The 14,625-nt window shown below is 69.7% G+C and carries 17 protein-coding genes and 2 pseudogenes; 10 read left to right on the top strand and 9 right to left on the bottom strand.

Going from position 1 to position 14,625, the window contains the following annotated elements; genetic code table 11:
• Positions 1-39: 39 nt before the first annotated feature.
• A pseudogene (locus RIN75_RS16725) lies at positions 40-126 on the bottom strand (alpha/beta hydrolase); the annotation flags it as partial.
• A gap of 199 nt (positions 127-325) precedes the next feature.
• Here RIN75_RS16725 and RIN75_RS16720 point away from each other — a divergent pair.
• The gene (locus tag RIN75_RS16720) at positions 326-1,066 is read left to right on the top strand and encodes a hypothetical protein (protein ID WP_309112854.1); all 741 of its coding nucleotides are present in this window, start codon (positions 326-328) and stop codon (positions 1,064-1,066) included.
• On the opposite strand, the gene RIN75_RS16715 is transcribed toward RIN75_RS16720, so the two are convergent.
• Complete coding sequence (locus RIN75_RS16715) at positions 1,063-1,905, bottom strand: PaaX family transcriptional regulator C-terminal domain-containing protein (protein ID WP_309112853.1); 843 nt, start codon at positions 1,903-1,905, stop codon at positions 1,063-1,065. The genes RIN75_RS16720 and RIN75_RS16715 overlap by 4 nt on opposite strands.
• Positions 1,906-2,011: 106 nt before the next feature.
• Between RIN75_RS16715 and RIN75_RS16710 the strand changes: the two genes are divergently transcribed.
• From RIN75_RS16710 to RIN75_RS16675, 8 genes are read left to right on the top strand one after another with little or no spacing between them, the layout of a single operon-like run.
• Positions 2,012-2,914 carry an SDR family NAD(P)-dependent oxidoreductase gene (locus RIN75_RS16710; protein WP_309112852.1) on the top strand — a complete coding sequence of 301 codons (903 nt, stop codon included), beginning with the start codon at positions 2,012-2,014 and terminating at the stop codon, positions 2,912-2,914.
• A complete protein-coding gene (locus RIN75_RS16705; RefSeq protein ID WP_309112851.1) occupies positions 2,911-3,783 on the top strand; it encodes an amidohydrolase family protein in 873 nt (290 codons plus the stop codon). The genes RIN75_RS16710 and RIN75_RS16705 overlap by 4 nt, the downstream gene beginning before the upstream one ends.
• Before the next feature lie 10 nt (positions 3,784-3,793).
• Positions 3,794-5,344 (top strand): long-chain fatty acid--CoA ligase, encoded by a 1,551-nt coding sequence (locus RIN75_RS16700; protein WP_309112850.1) that lies wholly within the window; start codon positions 3,794-3,796, stop codon positions 5,342-5,344.
• Positions 5,311-5,769 carry a MaoC family dehydratase gene (locus RIN75_RS16695; RefSeq protein WP_309112849.1) on the top strand — a complete coding sequence of 153 codons (459 nt, stop codon included), beginning with the start codon at positions 5,311-5,313 and terminating at the stop codon, positions 5,767-5,769. Before RIN75_RS16700 ends, RIN75_RS16695 begins: the two co-directional genes overlap by 34 nt.
• Positions 5,770-5,801: 32 nt before the next feature.
• The gene (locus RIN75_RS16690) at positions 5,802-7,112 is read left to right on the top strand and encodes an MFS transporter (protein ID WP_309112848.1); all 1,311 of its coding nucleotides are present in this window, start codon (positions 5,802-5,804) and stop codon (positions 7,110-7,112) included.
• Complete coding sequence (locus RIN75_RS16685; RefSeq protein ID WP_309112847.1) at positions 7,109-8,143, top strand: aromatic ring-hydroxylating dioxygenase subunit alpha; 1,035 nt, start codon at positions 7,109-7,111, stop codon at positions 8,141-8,143. The genes RIN75_RS16690 and RIN75_RS16685 overlap by 4 nt, the downstream gene beginning before the upstream one ends.
• Entirely contained in the window at positions 8,140-8,292 is a 153-nt protein-coding gene (locus RIN75_RS16680; protein WP_309112846.1) for a hypothetical protein, read from the top strand. The genes RIN75_RS16685 and RIN75_RS16680 overlap by 4 nt, the downstream gene beginning before the upstream one ends.
• A complete protein-coding gene (locus tag RIN75_RS16675; protein WP_309112845.1) occupies positions 8,289-9,191 on the top strand; it encodes a PDR/VanB family oxidoreductase in 903 nt (300 codons plus the stop codon). The genes RIN75_RS16680 and RIN75_RS16675 overlap by 4 nt, the downstream gene beginning before the upstream one ends.
• Before the next feature lie 48 nt (positions 9,192-9,239).
• On the opposite strand, the gene RIN75_RS16670 is transcribed toward RIN75_RS16675, so the two are convergent.
• The 5 genes and pseudogenes from RIN75_RS16670 to RIN75_RS16655 form a co-directional block, all read right to left on the bottom strand.
• The gene (locus RIN75_RS16670; RefSeq protein ID WP_309112844.1) at positions 9,240-10,397 is read right to left on the bottom strand and encodes a S1 family peptidase; all 1,158 of its coding nucleotides are present in this window, start codon (positions 10,395-10,397) and stop codon (positions 9,240-9,242) included.
• Positions 10,398-10,932: 535 nt separating this feature from the next.
• Entirely contained in the window at positions 10,933-11,205 is a 273-nt protein-coding gene (locus tag RIN75_RS44135) for a 3-oxoacyl-[acyl-carrier-protein] synthase III C-terminal domain-containing protein (RefSeq protein ID WP_375295973.1), read from the bottom strand.
• Positions 11,206-11,338: 133 nt separating this feature from the next.
• A pseudogene (locus RIN75_RS44130) lies at positions 11,339-11,869 on the bottom strand (SDR family NAD(P)-dependent oxidoreductase); the annotation flags it as partial.
• Positions 11,870-12,060: 191 nt separating this feature from the next.
• Positions 12,061-12,261 carry a hypothetical protein gene (locus RIN75_RS16660; RefSeq protein ID WP_309112842.1) on the bottom strand — a complete coding sequence of 67 codons (201 nt, stop codon included), beginning with the start codon at positions 12,259-12,261 and terminating at the stop codon, positions 12,061-12,063.
• Between the two features lie 102 nt (positions 12,262-12,363).
• Positions 12,364-13,014, bottom strand: coding sequence for a hypothetical protein (locus tag RIN75_RS16655; RefSeq protein ID WP_309112841.1), 651 nt, complete (start codon positions 13,012-13,014; stop codon positions 12,364-12,366).
• Positions 13,015-13,389: 375 nt separating this feature from the next.
• Here RIN75_RS16655 and RIN75_RS16650 point away from each other — a divergent pair, with 375 nt between their 5' ends.
• Complete coding sequence (locus tag RIN75_RS16650) at positions 13,390-13,797, top strand: TetR/AcrR family transcriptional regulator C-terminal domain-containing protein (protein WP_309112840.1); 408 nt, start codon at positions 13,390-13,392, stop codon at positions 13,795-13,797.
• Positions 13,798-13,828: 31 nt separating this feature from the next.
• Here RIN75_RS16650 and RIN75_RS16645 read toward each other — a convergent pair whose 3' ends face one another.
• On the bottom strand, positions 13,829-13,990 hold the full coding sequence (locus tag RIN75_RS16645; RefSeq protein ID WP_309112839.1) for a hypothetical protein: 162 nt from the start codon (positions 13,988-13,990) through the stop codon (positions 13,829-13,831).
• Positions 13,991-14,087: 97 nt separating this feature from the next.
• Positions 14,088-14,606 (bottom strand): DUF692 family multinuclear iron-containing protein, encoded by a 519-nt coding sequence (locus tag RIN75_RS16640; protein ID WP_309112838.1) that lies wholly within the window; start codon positions 14,604-14,606, stop codon positions 14,088-14,090.
• Positions 14,607-14,625: the final 19 nt, after the last annotated feature.

The raw sequence follows: 14,625 nt of genomic DNA, 5'->3' as shown, positions 1-14,625 counted from the left end.
CCCGGGGCGGGGCATATCAGCCGGAAGTACAGTCCGGAGTCACTTCAGGTGCCGGGCGAAGAACCGGCCTGCGTCGTCCCCCTCGAAGCTCGGGACGCCGGTGTGTCCGCCCATGTTGGCGTGCAGGCCACACAACGAGAAAGGCCTCGACAGCCCGCTCCGTTGCTCCGAAGACAAGGCAACCTCCCAGCGCCCTGCGGCGTTCGCGCGCGGTTCCTCATCCGGTCCACGGGAAACACCGCAACTGTGCGGTAACAGCGTTGCGAGTCGGCACGACTTACGCGAAGAGGGTGATGATCACCCAAGCGTTTCCCGGGAGGACGAAGTGCGGAAGCTCGCCGTTGAGATCGACCACAGGACGAAGCTCGTCATCCGAGTGCTCACCCAAGTGTGCCTCGGAGCACTCATCGTCTTCTACACCGTCGCCGTTTTCATGAACCGCGAACTCGGCCTCCTCGACAAAGTCGAACGACCGCTGATCCTCACCGCCCTCCTCCTGATCATCATGATCCTCACCAGGATCGAGCACCGCTTACCCGGCGACGACGCCACCGAAGTCACCGTCTACGCCGACCGCACCAGCTTCTACGAAGCCACCCGCAAAGCCATCGAAAACGCCCAGCGCCGGGTCTACGTGACCTACTTCCGCACCAAAAGCCCCACCGAACTCGACGAAGCCGTCCAACGACACTTCAAAGCCTGTCGGAAGTGGGCCAACAGCTCCCCCGACCACGCATTCCGCCGCATCCTGATCAATTCCGACAACCCGTCGATGGCCGACTACCTCCACAGCGAACTCGCCGAAGTCGTCCGCGCCCGAACCAACAAGCGCCACTACAACGTGCGACTGCTGGACAACGTTTCCCAGGACGCCGGCGCCATCAGCATGGGCATCTACGACGACGACCAGGTCTTCATCTCCTACGCCAGCGGCACCGACCGGATCGCGGGCATCCGCATCCGCAGCCGCGAGGTCGTGCGCGAGTGCTTCGACCACTACTACGACCACCTCTGGGCCGCCGCCACGGAAATCGACAAGCACGCGGCCAGCCGGCGAGCGAATTAGGGGTCCTCGACCGGGATGGTGTCCAACACCGACTCGGCGATCGACCACGCCGGCCGCTGGTAGGCCTCGGCCAGCGCGCGGAACACCTGCTCTGCGCGGATCGCCGGCCAACCCTCGGGCAGGTGTTCGGCGGGGAGTCGGGGGTCCTGGCGGACCAGTTGCAGCCATTCGGTGTGCAGCAACAACTGTCGGGCCAAGTCGTCCGGGGCGTCGGGCAACGGCCGATCACGGTCCCAGCGGTGGAGGAAGGTGTGGTAGCGGGACGCGATGGCGGGGATGTCGAAGGCCGTGTGGACGATCTGGTCGGCTTCGGTGGGCTTGGCGGTCCGCGCGAGAAAGACCTTGAGGTGTTCGGTCAGGTTCAGGTCGTCGACCAGGTGAGGCACGTCGACGACCCCGGGTGCGACCCACAGGCCGTTCTGGAGTGGACCGAAACCGCCCCACACCAACCGTGAACGCAGGTCGTGCCGCTGACTCCGCCAGGACTCGGGCACCGAGAACCCCACCATCGTCCACGTGCCGTCCCAGTCGTCGTTCACGACCCCGCTGCGCCACACCCGGTGTTCGCCGTCCTCCAGCACGGCCGCCGAGCGCGCGGTCAGGCCGAAGTACATCCGCCGGCCGTGGCGGTGCCGCGCCAGCAGGTCCCGCTTGACCATGCGGGTCAGCGTCGACCGGACGGCCTCCTCGGACACCCCGACCCGCGCGAACACGTCGATCACGCTGCCGGAGAACACCGCGACACCCCGGTTGAGCACGTAGACGCCCAGGAAGCTGAGCATCAACGACTGCGGCCTGACCTGCGCGTCCTGAGTCGACGGATCGCCCTGTGGGATCACCGGACGAGCGTAACCCGCGCCCTCGGCGCACCTGATGTTGGGCAGATTCTTGACGACCGACACGCATCAGCCTAACTTCAAAGCCGACCGAGGGAAGGGTCTGACGATGGATCTGACGGGCAAGGTCGCGGTGGTCACCGGTGGTGGACGGGGGCTCGGGTTCGCCTACGCCACCGCTCTTGCCCGCTCAGGCGCGTCGGTGGTGGTCAACGACGCCGACGAGCAGGCAGCCAAGGAAGCCGTCGACACCATCACGGCGGCGGGTGGCACCGCAGTGGCCGAGGTCGGCGCGGTGGGGCCGAGTGAGGTGGCGGACCGCCTGGTCGGGCGGGCGGTCGAGGAGTTCGGCCGGCTGGATGTGATGGTGACCAACGCGGGTGTCCTGCGCGACCGGGTCCTGTGGAAGATGACCGACGACGACTTCGACACCGTCATCGACGTCCACCTGCGCGGGACCTTCACCTGCGTCCGGGCCGCCGTAAGGCAGATGCGTGCACAAGGCGGCGGAGGCAGCATCGTCGTCATCGGCTCTCCGGCCGGACAACGGGGCAACTTCGGGCAGACCAACTACTCCGCGGCCAAGGCGGCCATCGTCGGCATGGTGCGCACGTGGGCGTTGGAGTGCGCCAAAGCCGGCATCGCGGTCAACGCCGTCATCCCGATCGCGGCCACCGCGATGACCAAGACCATCCCCGCGTTCGCCCCCTTCATCGAAGAGGCCGAGCAGCGCGGCGAACCCTTCCCGAAGTGGCTGCGCCAAGGCGAAGGGTTCGGCACACCCGAAGACGTCGCCGGACTGCTGGTCTTCCTGGCCTCCGACGCGGCGCGCGGGATCACCGGCCAGGCCATCGGCATCGGCGGGGACAAGCTCTCGCTCTGGTCGCACCCCCAGGAAATCAGCACCGCCTACCGCGACGGCGGCTGGGACGCGGACGCCATCGCGGCAACCTGGTCCACATCGGTCGGACGACGCCCAGAGACCTACGGCATCCCCGAGGCGACGCCATGAACATCGACGACCTGGTGGCCATCGACGTCCACACCCACGCCGAGATCTCCGCCGACGGCCACCCCGCCCTGCCCCAAAACCTGCTCGCCGCCTCGGAGAAGTACTTCAAGGCACACGGCCACCGCCTGCCCACGATCCCGGAAACCGCCGCGTACTACCGAGAACGCCGAATGGCCGCCGTGGTGTTCACCGTCGACGCCGAGCACGCCACCGGCCACCCGCCCATCTCCAACGAAGAAGTCGCGCAGGCCTGCGCGGAGCACGCCGACACGCTCATCCCGTTCGCCAGCGTCGACCCCTGGCGCGGACGGGCCGGCGCGCGGGCCGCACGACGACTCGTGACGGAGTACGGCGTCCGCGGCTTCAAGTTCCACCCGAGCCTCCAGGGGTTCTCGCCCGACGACCGCCTCGCCTACCCGCTCTACGAGGTGATCGAGGAACTCGGCGTGCCCGCTCTGTTCCACACCGGCCAGACCGGCATCGGGGCGGGAGTGGCGGGCGGTGGCGGGGTTCGGTTGAAGTACTCCAACCCGATGCTGGTCGACGACGTCGCGGTGGACTTCCCGGAACTGCGGATCATCCTGGCCCACCCGTCGTTCCCGTGGCAGGACGAAGCGCTCGCGGTCGCCACGCACAAACCGCACGTCCACATCGACCTGTCCGGCTGGTCCCCCAAGTACTTCCCGCCACAACTCGTCCGCTACGCCAACACCCTGTTGCAGGACAAGGTGTTGTTCGGCTCCGACCACCCGCTCATCACCGCCGACCGGTGGCTGGCCGACTTCGCGCAGCTCGACATCAAGCCCGAGGTCCGCCCGAAGATCCTCAAGGACAACGCAGCCCGCCTGTTGGGCCTGGTCAAGGACTGAAGGGGTGGTCATGCGCAACCAGGGCATCGGCTCGTGGACCGCGCGACGGGCCCGCAAGACCCCGGACAAGGTCGCGGTGGTCCACGAAGGCCACGAACTGACCTACCAGCAACTGCACGAACGAGTCCTCCGCCTCGCGCACGGCCTCCAAAGGTACGGTGTCGGCCGAGGCGACCGGGTCGCCTACCTCGGCCCCAACCACCCCGCCTTCCTGGAAACCCTGTTCGCCACCGGACTCCTCGGCGCGGTCTTCGTCCCGCTCAACACCAGGCTGGCCCCGGCCGAAGTGGCCCACATCCTCACCGACTCCGGAAGCGATGTCCTTGTACACGCTCCACAACAGGTATCCGTCGACCGACCGCCGCACACCGTCGCGCTCGACCCAGCCCCGGGCGAGACCTCGTACGAGGAGCTGATCGCGTCCGCCGAACCCGATCCGATCGACGAACCCGTCACCCTCGACGACCTCTGCCTGATCATGTACACCTCGGGCACAACCGGGCGACCCAAGGGCGCCATGCTCACCCACGGCAACCTCACCTGGAACACGGTCAACGTCCTCGTCGACATCGACCTGGCCGCCGACGAGGTGACCCTGGTCGTCGCGCCCCTGTTCCACACCGCCGGGCTGAACATGACCTGCCTGCCCACGCTCATCAAGGGCGGCACGGTCGTCCTCATGTCCGCCTTCGACCCCGTCGAAGTCCTCGACCAGGTTGAAAAACACCGCGTCACCTACATGTTCGGCGTGCCCACCATGTACAACGCGATCGCCGCCGCCCCGCGCTGGGACGAGGCGGACCTGTCCAGCCTGCGGCAGGTCATCTGCGGCGGCGCACCAGTGCCCGAGTCGACCATCCGCACCTACCAGCGGCGCGGCCTGTCGTTCAGCCAGGGCTACGGCATGACCGAGACCTCCCCCGGCGCCCTGTTCCTGACCAGGGACATGAGCGAGGCCAAGGCGGGCACGGCCGGTGTGCCGCACTTCTTCACCGACGTGCGCGTGGTCGGACCGGACCAGACCGACGTCGCGCCCGGCGAGAAGGGCGAGATCGTGGTCAGCGGCCCCAATGTCATGCAGGGCTACTGGCAGAACCCCTCCGAGACCGAGAAAGCGTTCAGCGACGACTGGTTCCACTCCGGTGACGTCGCCACCGCCGACGACGACGGCTACATCACCGTGGTCGACCGCCTCAAGGACGTGATCATCTCCGGCGGCGAGAACATCTACCCCGCCGAAGTGGAAAGCGCGCTCCACGAACACCCCGCGATCGCCGAGTGCACCGTGATCGGCGTCCCCGACGACCGGTGGGGCGAGGTGGCCCGGGCGGTCGTCACCGTCAAACCCGGCGCGGAGGCCAGCGGCCCGGAGGTGCTGGCGTTCCTGCGCGACCGGCTGGCCGGCTACAAGATCCCGAAATCCGTGGTGTTCGTGGACGAACTCCCGCAGAGCGCCACCGGCAAGCTGCTGAAGAAACTCGTGCGCGCCCGCTACGGCGCGAGCCGACCCGCAGGAGACGACACCGCATGGACAACACCGCAGACGGCCTCGACGGACTGAAAGCGCTCGCCGGCAGCGATCTAGGCCGCACCGAGTGGCTGGAGATCACCCAGGACCGGGTCAACCTCTTCGCCGACGCCACCGACGACCACCAGTGGATCCACGTGGACGTCGACAAAGCGGCCGACGGGCCGTTCGGCGGCACGATCGCCCACGGCTACCTCACGCTGTCGCTGATCATCCCGCTGTTCACCCGACTGCTCACGATCAACGGCATCCGCATGAGCGTCAACTACGGGCTCAACAAGGTCCGCTTCCCCGCGCCGGTGCCGGTCGGCGCGAAGATCCGGCTGCACGGCTTCGTCGCCGACGTCAGCGAGGTCAAGGGCGACGGCGTGGAAATGCTCATCGACTTCACCATCGAGATCGACGGCAGCGACAAGCCCGCATGCGTCGCACAGGCGGTCCTCCGCCACTACACCTGAGGTCCATCCCCGCCCCCGCAGCGGAGGCAACCATGGCAACGACGCCGCCCGAACGGTCCATCCGCAGGATCGCGAGCACCAGTTTCATCGGCACCGCGATCGAGTGGTACGACTTCTTCATCTACGCCAACGCCGCCGCGTTGGTCTTCGGCACCCAGTTCTTCCCCCGCCTGTCCCCCGTGGCCGCCACGCTGGCCTCCCTGTCCACGTTCGCCGTGGGTTTCCTGGCCCGACCGCTGGGCAGTGTCCTCATGGGACACTTCGGCGACCGCGTCGGCCGCAAGTCGATGCTGGTCGCGTCCCTGCTGATCATGGGCGTGGCGACGATCCTCATCGGCCTGCTGCCCACCTACGCGCAGATCGGGGTGTGGGCACCGATCCTGTTGGTGGCACTGCGGTTCGTGCAGGGCCTCGGGGTCGGTGGCGAGTGGGGCGGCGCGGTCCTGGTCGCCGTGGAGCACGCGCCCGGGACGAAGCGGGGGTTCTACGGCAGCTTCCCGCAGATGGGCGTGCCGGCCGGGATCATCCTGTCGAACCTCGTGTTCCTCACCATGACCTCGGTGCTGGAGCCCGCGCAGTTCGCGTCCTGGGGCTGGCGGGTGCCGTTCCTGCTCAGCGCCGTCCTCATCGCGGTCGGCCTCTACATCCGCCTCCGGTTGGAGGAGTCGCCGCTGTTCGTGGCGTCCACGAAGGCGCGGATGCCGGTGGTGGAACTCTTCCGCGACCACTGGCGGCGGGTCGTCCTGGCGGGTCTGGCGTTCATGGCCGCGAACACCATCGGCTACATCACCCTCGTCTACGTCCTGTCCTACGCCACCGGCCCGCTGAAGATGTCGCGGAGCACCGTGCTGCTGCTCGTGTTGCTCGCCAGCGTCGTGCAGTTGGTGGCGACACCGGCGTTGTCCGCGCTGTCCGACCGACTGGGCCGCCGCAAGGTGTTCCTGGCCGGCGCGGTCCTGTCGACCCTCTGGTCGTTGCCGTTGTTCCTGCTGATCGACACCCGCAGTCCGGTGGCGGTGTTCGTCGGCCTGGTGGTGGCGGTGACGTTCCTGTCCGCGATGTACGGGCCGCAGGCGGCCATCGCGGCCGAGTTGTTCCCGACCAGGGTGCGCTACAGCGGCGCGTCCCTCGGGTACCAGTTCAGCGCGATCTTCGGCGGTGGGCTCGCGCCCCTGATCGCGACTTCGTTGTACGCCTCGACGGGCACGTCGGTGTCGACCGCGCTGTACCTGGCGGCGATCTGCGTGGTCAGCCTCGTCGCGACCGCGTTCGTGCCGGAGACCCATCGAGCTGAACTCTCCGAACCCAAGTCCTTGCCACCGCAGGAGGTTGCGAACCCATGACGTTCGCGCGCAACCATTGGTACGTGGCGGCCTACGGCCGCGAGATCGGACGGGAGCTGTTCGCCCGAACGATTTTGGGCGAGCCGCTGGTGTTCTACCGCAGCGAGGCGGGCGAGGTGGTGGCCCTGGCCGACCGATGCGTGCACCGGCGCTTCCCGCTCTCGGCGAGCAGGCTGGAGGGCGACACCATCGTCTGCGGCTACCACGGTTTCACCTACGACAAGACCGGTTCCTGCGTGTTCGTCCCCGGCCAGGAGCGGATTCCGCGCACCGCGCGGGTGGCGTCGTACCCGGTGGTGGAGCAGGATTCGTTCGTCTGGGTGTGGATCGGCGACCGCCAGGCCGACCCGGCCCTGATCCCCCGCGCACCGTGGCTCGCCGACCCCGCCTACACCACGGTCAGCGGGATGGAACCGTTGGCCGCCCGGTACGAACTGCTGGTCGACAACCTGATGGACCTCTCGCACGAGACGTACCTGCACGGCGGGTACATCGGCACACCCGAGGTCGCGAACACGCCGATCACCACGGAGGTCGACGAGGACAACGGGATCATCTACGTCAGCCGGCACATGGCCGACGCCGCCTGCCCGCCGTTCTACGCCAAGTCCACCGGGATCCAGGGCCGGATCACCCGCTGGCAGGACATCGAGTACCACCCGCCGTGCCTGTACCTGCTGCACAGCCGGGTCGCCCCGGTCGGCGTGCTGCCCGAGCCCGACGGCTCCGACCCGCACGGGTTCCACGTCGAGGTCGTCTACGCCATCACCCCGGAAACCGGGCACAGCACGCACGACTTCTGGGCCGTGGCCAGGGATTTCGCTTTGGACGACCAGGAGGTGTCGGACTTCCTGCGAGAAAGCAACCGGACCGTGGTGCTCCAGGACGTCACCGCGTTGGACGCCTTGGAACGCGTGATCCAGGCCGAACCGGCGGGCTACCAGGAGCTGTCCATCAACATCGACACCGGTGGTCTGGCGGCCCGACGCATCCTCCAGCGCATGGTCTCGGAACCCGCGCACACGGCATGAACGCCCCGGTCATCTACCGCATCCACTGGGAGCCCGGCTCCGACCTCCTGGTGGGCGTGTGCCACTGCGGCGCCGAGCGCGCCGCGGACGATCCCGTGGACCTGTGGACCTGGCTGCTCGCCCACCCGGAAGGCCACGAACCCCGATGATCGACGTCGTGGTGGCACGCAAGGAGATCATCGCCGACGGGGTGGTGCGGCTGACCCTGCACCACCCACACGGCGATCCACTCCCCATCTGGGAGCCCGGCGCACACGTGGACCTCCTCCTGGCGCCGGGCCTGGTCCGCCAGTACTCCCTGTGCGGCGACCCGGCGGACCGATCGATCTTCCAGGTGGCGGTCCTGCGCGAACCTGTCGGCCGTGGGGGTTCGCGATATGTGCACGAGACGCTCACCGAGGGCTCCACGGTGAGCGTTAACGGGCCACGTAACCACTTCCCGTTGGTGACGGCCGATCGCTACCTGTTCATCGCCGGTGGCATCGGCATCACCCCGATCGTGCCCATGATCGCGGCCGTCGCGGCCCGGGGCGTGCCGTGGCGCCTGCTGTACGGCGGCCGAACCCGTTCATCCATGGCGTTCGCCGAAGAACTGCGCGAGAACTACGGCGACCGGGTGATCTTGCGCCCCCAGGACGAGACCGGACTGCTCGACCTGGACTCGTTCCTGGCCGACGACACCGAGATCTACTGCTGCGGCCCGGAACCACTCCTCGCCGCCGTCGAACAACGCTCCCCCGCTCGCCTGCACGTCGAACGCTTCAAGGCGGTCGATGGCGAGCGGACGTCGTTCGAGGTGGAACTGAGGTCGGGTCGGACGCTGGTCGTGCCGGCGGACAGGTCGATCCTGGAGACGCTGGAGGACGCCGGGATCACCCCGCTGTCGTCGTGCCGGGAGGGCACCTGCGGCACGTGTGAAACCGGTGTGCTGGAAGGAGTTCCCGACCACCGGGACACCGTGCTGGACGACGCGGAGCGGGCCGCCGGAGACGTGATGATGATCTGCGTGTCGCGGTCGCGCGGCCCACGCCTGGTCCTCGACCTGTGACCGGCGGCGGGCGTGGGGTGCCGAGGCGACGGCACCCCACGCCGGTCGTCAGGACAGGATGAGCGTCAGGCCGTAGGCCGCCAGGATCGGGTTGACCTCCTGGTAGTAGGTCGTCCCGCCGGTGCGGCAATTGCCGGACCCGCCCGAGGTCACGCCCTGGGCCTGGTTGGCGCTGATCCACGAGCCGCCCGAGTCACCCGGCTCGGCGCAGACGTTGGTCCGGGTCAGGCCGTAGACGGTGCCCTGCGGGTAGTTGACCGTCTGGTTGCGCGCCAGGATCGTGCCGCACCACATGCCCGTGGTGGACCCGGAGCGGCAGATGCCCGAGCCGACCGCGGCCTGCGCGGAACCGCGGACGTAGTACCAGTAGCCGTTGTAGCCCTCGACGTAACCCCACAGGTTCACGCCCGGGTTCGTGCGCACCCAGCCGTAGTCGTAGTAGGGGAACGTCGACCCCGCGACGCTGCCGGTGACCGCGCCGTTGTGGTCGGACACCGTGTCGCCGGGACGTCCGCAGTGCCCGGCGGTGACGAAGCCGCCGTGGACGGTGAACCCGACCGAGCAGCGCCCGGCGAAGTTGATGTAGTACGGCCAGGCGCCCACGACGTCGGCCAGCGGTTCGGGGGAAGCGTTTTCCTCGACCACGCGGACGTGCTCGCGGCCCGCGCGGGCCCGGTCGACGAACTCCAGCGCCGCCGGGTCCACCTTGGCCTTGTTGACCGTGATGACGACGGTGTTGGTGCGCACGTCGACGTACCACCCGTTGACCGCCGCCGGGGCGCGGCGACCGGCCAGGGCGTCGATCCCGTTCTTGACGGCGTCCAACTCGGCCGCGCTGTGCGCGACCACCCGGGTGCGGACGTCCTTGTCGGACAACACCTTCGTCGGGTCGGTGGTCAACGCGACCAGCGCGCCGACCTCGGGGTCGAAGTAGCTGCCGGCGTAGGAGGCGCCGAGCGAGTCGCGGACCCGCTGCTCGACGCCGCGCGCCCGCTCCTCCCGCGCCAGGCGGTCGGTGGCCTGCGGCCCGGTGAGGCCCAGGTCGCGCTGGTAGGCCTTCCACAGGCCGATGCTGACCTTCGGCCCGGTCGAGCCGGCGGCCGACGGGGTCGAGGAGGTGTCCGCGACGGCGGGGTGCAGGGATGCGCCGACGACGCCCGCGGCCAGGGCCAGCGCCCCGGCCAATCGCAAAGCGGTTCGCTTCACCAATGGTCCTTTCCAACGTTTGCAGGAATGCCGGAATGGAACATGCGCAGCATGCCGTCGCCCAAATGCGGAAGAGGCGGCGGCCGACTCCCCGGCGCGATCCCGAAAAGGGCGGAGAACCTTTTCGGGATCGCTCCCGGGGCCGCCGACGCTACCGTGCCCGCCGCGCCCTCCACCAGCACCCTTTCGCCGCAACCAGGGGAATGGCGCCACCCGGTGACGTCGGAACCGATTCCAGACGAAATGGTATGACCGCTTATCGCGACGGCGAAGCCGACCAGGATTGCGACGAACGGGCGGCTATTGCGAACAACGACGCCCGGTCGACCGGCCCGATGTCGCGCGACACCCCTGCGGATTCCCGCACCGGCGCACACGAGCGGTGGAACGGGAATAGCGAGCAAGCCTCAGGAAAAGCGACGCATTGCCGTCACCCGAACTGCCGATGACAAAACGCCAATGGTCAGCAGTCCGTCACACCCGTGTGGGTCACGTGCGGCGCGGGTCGACCCGCCGAGTGCGTGACGGACAGGGCTCATGGGGCCTCGACCACCGCCGCCGACCACGTGAAGCCCGCCCCGGCACTCAACACCAGCGCCAGCTCACCCCGGTAAGCCGCCGACTCCGCCGCCACCGCCGCCAGGTTGGCCCCGAGGTCTCCCGCACCGAGGTGCCCGGTGACGTGCCCGAACCCCACCGCCTTCGCCGTGGTGAGGTCGGCCGGCAACGGTCGGTAGACGCCGTCCAGGGAACCTCGGTGCAGGCGCGGGAGGATGACCCGGGTCAACCGGGGATCGTCGGGCTCCACCTGCGCGTCGGCCAACGCCCCGGTCACCACCAGGCGGATCTTCTCCCGCTCCACCGCGCCGAACCGCCCCGGCGGCTCGGCGCGCGGGAACGCCTTCTTGGTCGCCCGCGCGTCCACCGCGGCCCGGCCGCCCGGCCAGTTGCCGCCCCGCGACGGCGTCCCAGACCAGGTCGTTCTCGGCCAGCCGCGCGCCCAAACCCTGATCGATGATGCCGGGAGCGACGGCGTTGACCGTGATCCCGGTCCCCGCGAACTCCGCCGCGCAGACCTTGGCGAACATGTCGATCGCGGCCTTGGACACCGAGTACGCGCCCGCCCCGTGCGACACCCGCGTGGACAGCGCCGACGAGATGACGATGATCCGACCGCCGCCCTGCCGCTCCAGGTACGGCACCGCCTCCTGCACGCAGGTGAACGTCCCGGTCAGGTTGGTGTCGATCACCTCCGCCCACGCCTTCGGGTCCAGGTCGCGCACCATGCCGTCGTTGCTCACGCCCGCGTTGCACACCAGCACGTCCAGCCGCCCCAAGCGCTCGTGGGTGGCGCGCATCAGCGCCTCCACCGAGGCACGGTCCCGGACGTCGGTGTGGTGGAAGTGGACGCGGTCATGGCCGATCTCCCGGATCAACTCCTCCAGCCGGAACTCGCCCTTGAGCGAGATCACCGTGCCGGACGCCGCCGGAACCTCCGCCGCAACAGCCTGGTTGCGCCGGGGCTCGTTGGCGCGCACCCGCAGTCCCCGCAGCTCGGCCACGATCCGCTCCCTGTCGTCCAGCACCACGACGTCCGCCGTGGCGGTCCCCTCCGAGTCGACCTCCAGCACGCGGACGTGGCTCCACACCGACGACGCCCGGTTCAGCACGCCCACCTCGGCCAGCGGCTCGGCCGGCTGCGCGGGCTCCAGGTCGTTCTGGTGGCCGTCGCCGCGACCACGTCGGCGAACCGCACCGGCCGGCGCAGGTCGCGCACCCAGTAGTCGGCGTCCAGCCCACCACCGTCCACCAGCTCGCCGGTCACCGTGGAGTGCAACCGACTCGTCGACCCGGAGATGGCCACGTCCACCTCGCTCGCCGTCCGGACGATCACGCCGTTGGCGGAGAAGCTGGCCGAAGCCTGCCGCTTCGCCGCCGAGCACACCGCCACCACCCGCGCCTGAGTTCACGTGATCAGCAGGGTGGCGAGTGCCGGGCCGAACGCGCCGCCGAGTTGGTAGGAGAGCGTGAGCAGGCCGAGTGCGCTGGGCCGGTGCGCGTTCGGCGTGGCGTCGCCGAGTTGTCCCGCGTACCAGGCCATCCCGGCGGTGGCGGCGAACACCGCGAACGCGGTGGCCGCCGCGTGGGCCACCGGCCTGGTCGTGATCAGTGGCAGGGCCACGGCGAGACCCGCGGCGGCCACGAGCACGACGCGCATGACCGCCGGGCCGAGCCGGGAGGTGTACCGCGCGATGAGGAGCGAGGCCGTGGAGCCGGTGGCCAGGGCGATGAGCGTGGCCGGCCGCGGCACGAATCCCTCCGGGTGCCGGTTGACGTGCCGGGCGAGCAGGACGGCAGTCACCGCCCCCGCTGCGAGCCCGGCCACCGGGAAGCGCGGGACGAGCACCAGCGCGCTGGCCAGTACCAGCACCAGCACGAGACCCGCGGCGTCCCCGTCAGAAGTCTCGTCACGGTGCGCGGGGACGCGGCGCAGGACAGCGGGTACGGCGAGCAGCGCGGGCAAGGACAGGCAGAGCGCCACGCGCCACGAGATCGCCGACAGCGTCGAGCCCGCGAGCGGTCCGAAAGCGCCGAGCAGACCGATGCCGGCGGTCACCGCGCCGGTCCGCCCCGGTGTCGCGGCCAGACCGATCGCGAGGGTGACCAGTCCGCCGCCGCCCGCGGCCTGCGCCGCCCGTCCGGCGAGCAGGACGGGCGGCGCAGGCTGCGGGCGGCGGCGGGGCCAAGGCCACGAGCAGCGTGCCGAGCAGGACGAGGACCGCGTTCACGAGGACGGCGACACGGGGACCGCGGCGGCGCAGCAGTCCCGCGGTCAGCGGCGCGCCGACTGCGGCGGCCCAGCCGAACGCGGTGGCGGTCCAGGTCGCGTCGGCGACGGACACCCCCCAACCACTTCGCCGACAAGGAGCGCCTGTTCCTCGACGTCGCGCTGGAGGGCGCGAACGAGGTCACCGCGGCCATCGCGCAGATCATGGACCGGCACCTGCACAAGATCGCGGACCTGGAGCAGGACCTGATCGACTTCTCCCTCGACCGGGTCGCCGCCGTCACCGCCTTCCCCGACCACTTCGCGCTGGTCCGCGCGATCGAGGCGGAAGCGGCCCACATCCCGCCGCCGGTCCTCAAGGCGTGGGTCGACGCCGGCCCCCAGACCGCGCACCTGCGCCTCGCCCCGTACCTGCGCCGGATCGCCGACCGCGGCCTGCTGGACATCGACGACGCCGAGCGGGCCGCCGCCCACCTCACCCTGCTGACCATCACCGACATCAACCAGCAGACGTTCTACGGCGCGGTCCCACTGCCCCCGGCGGACATCGACAAGATCGTCACAGCCGGGGTCCGGGCCTTCCTCCGCAGCTACACCCCACCGCCCTCGTGACCGGGCAGCCAGCTGTCCACTGTGGACGGCGTCAGTTCGAGGCGTCGGGGTCCACCGTCAGGACTTCGTAGTCGCAGAACGCCGCTTGCGAGCGCAGACCGCGTTCCACATCGCCCCAGTCGAGCCCCGCGTCGGCGGCCCAGGCGCTGGGGCCGTCGTCGCCGCAGCACACGACAACCGGTTTCCCTTCCACCTCAACACTGATGACGTCCCCGAGCCACCCGTGCCGTCGCGCCAGGAACTCGACGAGCGCCGTGTGCCGCGACGGTGCCCGCCCGGCCCGCGGGGTTTCATGACCCCAACATCGCCCGGGCACGCTCAAGGTCCGCGGCAACCTCGGCCTGCCCGCCACCGTCACGTTCCACCACCGACGCCCGCACGTCGGCGGCCATGCCGGCGAACAGTTCCCACACCTCCGCGGCCACCGGCTCGCTGTGCACCTCCACCCCGTCCCCGTCCCCGGTCGTCAGGTGCACCTCCACAACCCGCTCCAGCGGCACCAGTCGCAGAAACGCCGCCGAATCCGCCCGCGCCAACAACGCCAGGTTCAGCACAAGCCCGCAATCACACCGTTCCACCACCTCGGCGACCACTCCGGGCGAGTCGTACTCGGCAACCTCCACCAGGAACGGCAACCCGAGCCGGTCCTGCAACTCCTGCGCACGCCGCCCCATCCCCCGCACCTCACCCCGCGACGGCCACAGGTGCCCACTGACCCACGGCGCACCCAACTCGCGGGCCAACTCCGCACAGGCCTCCACCGCGGCCGGGTCGTCCTCGCCCGGCACGTCGAAGGCGGCCTCCGGCATGCGGCACGACCGGCATCGT

The sequence above is a fragment of the Saccharothrix sp. genome (assembly GCF_031180885.1).
Classification (GTDB): domain Bacteria; phylum Actinomycetota; class Actinomycetes; order Mycobacteriales; family Pseudonocardiaceae; genus Actinosynnema.
Note: the sequence above shows the minus strand (reverse complement) of the source record. Positions and strands in the feature narration are given on the sequence as shown.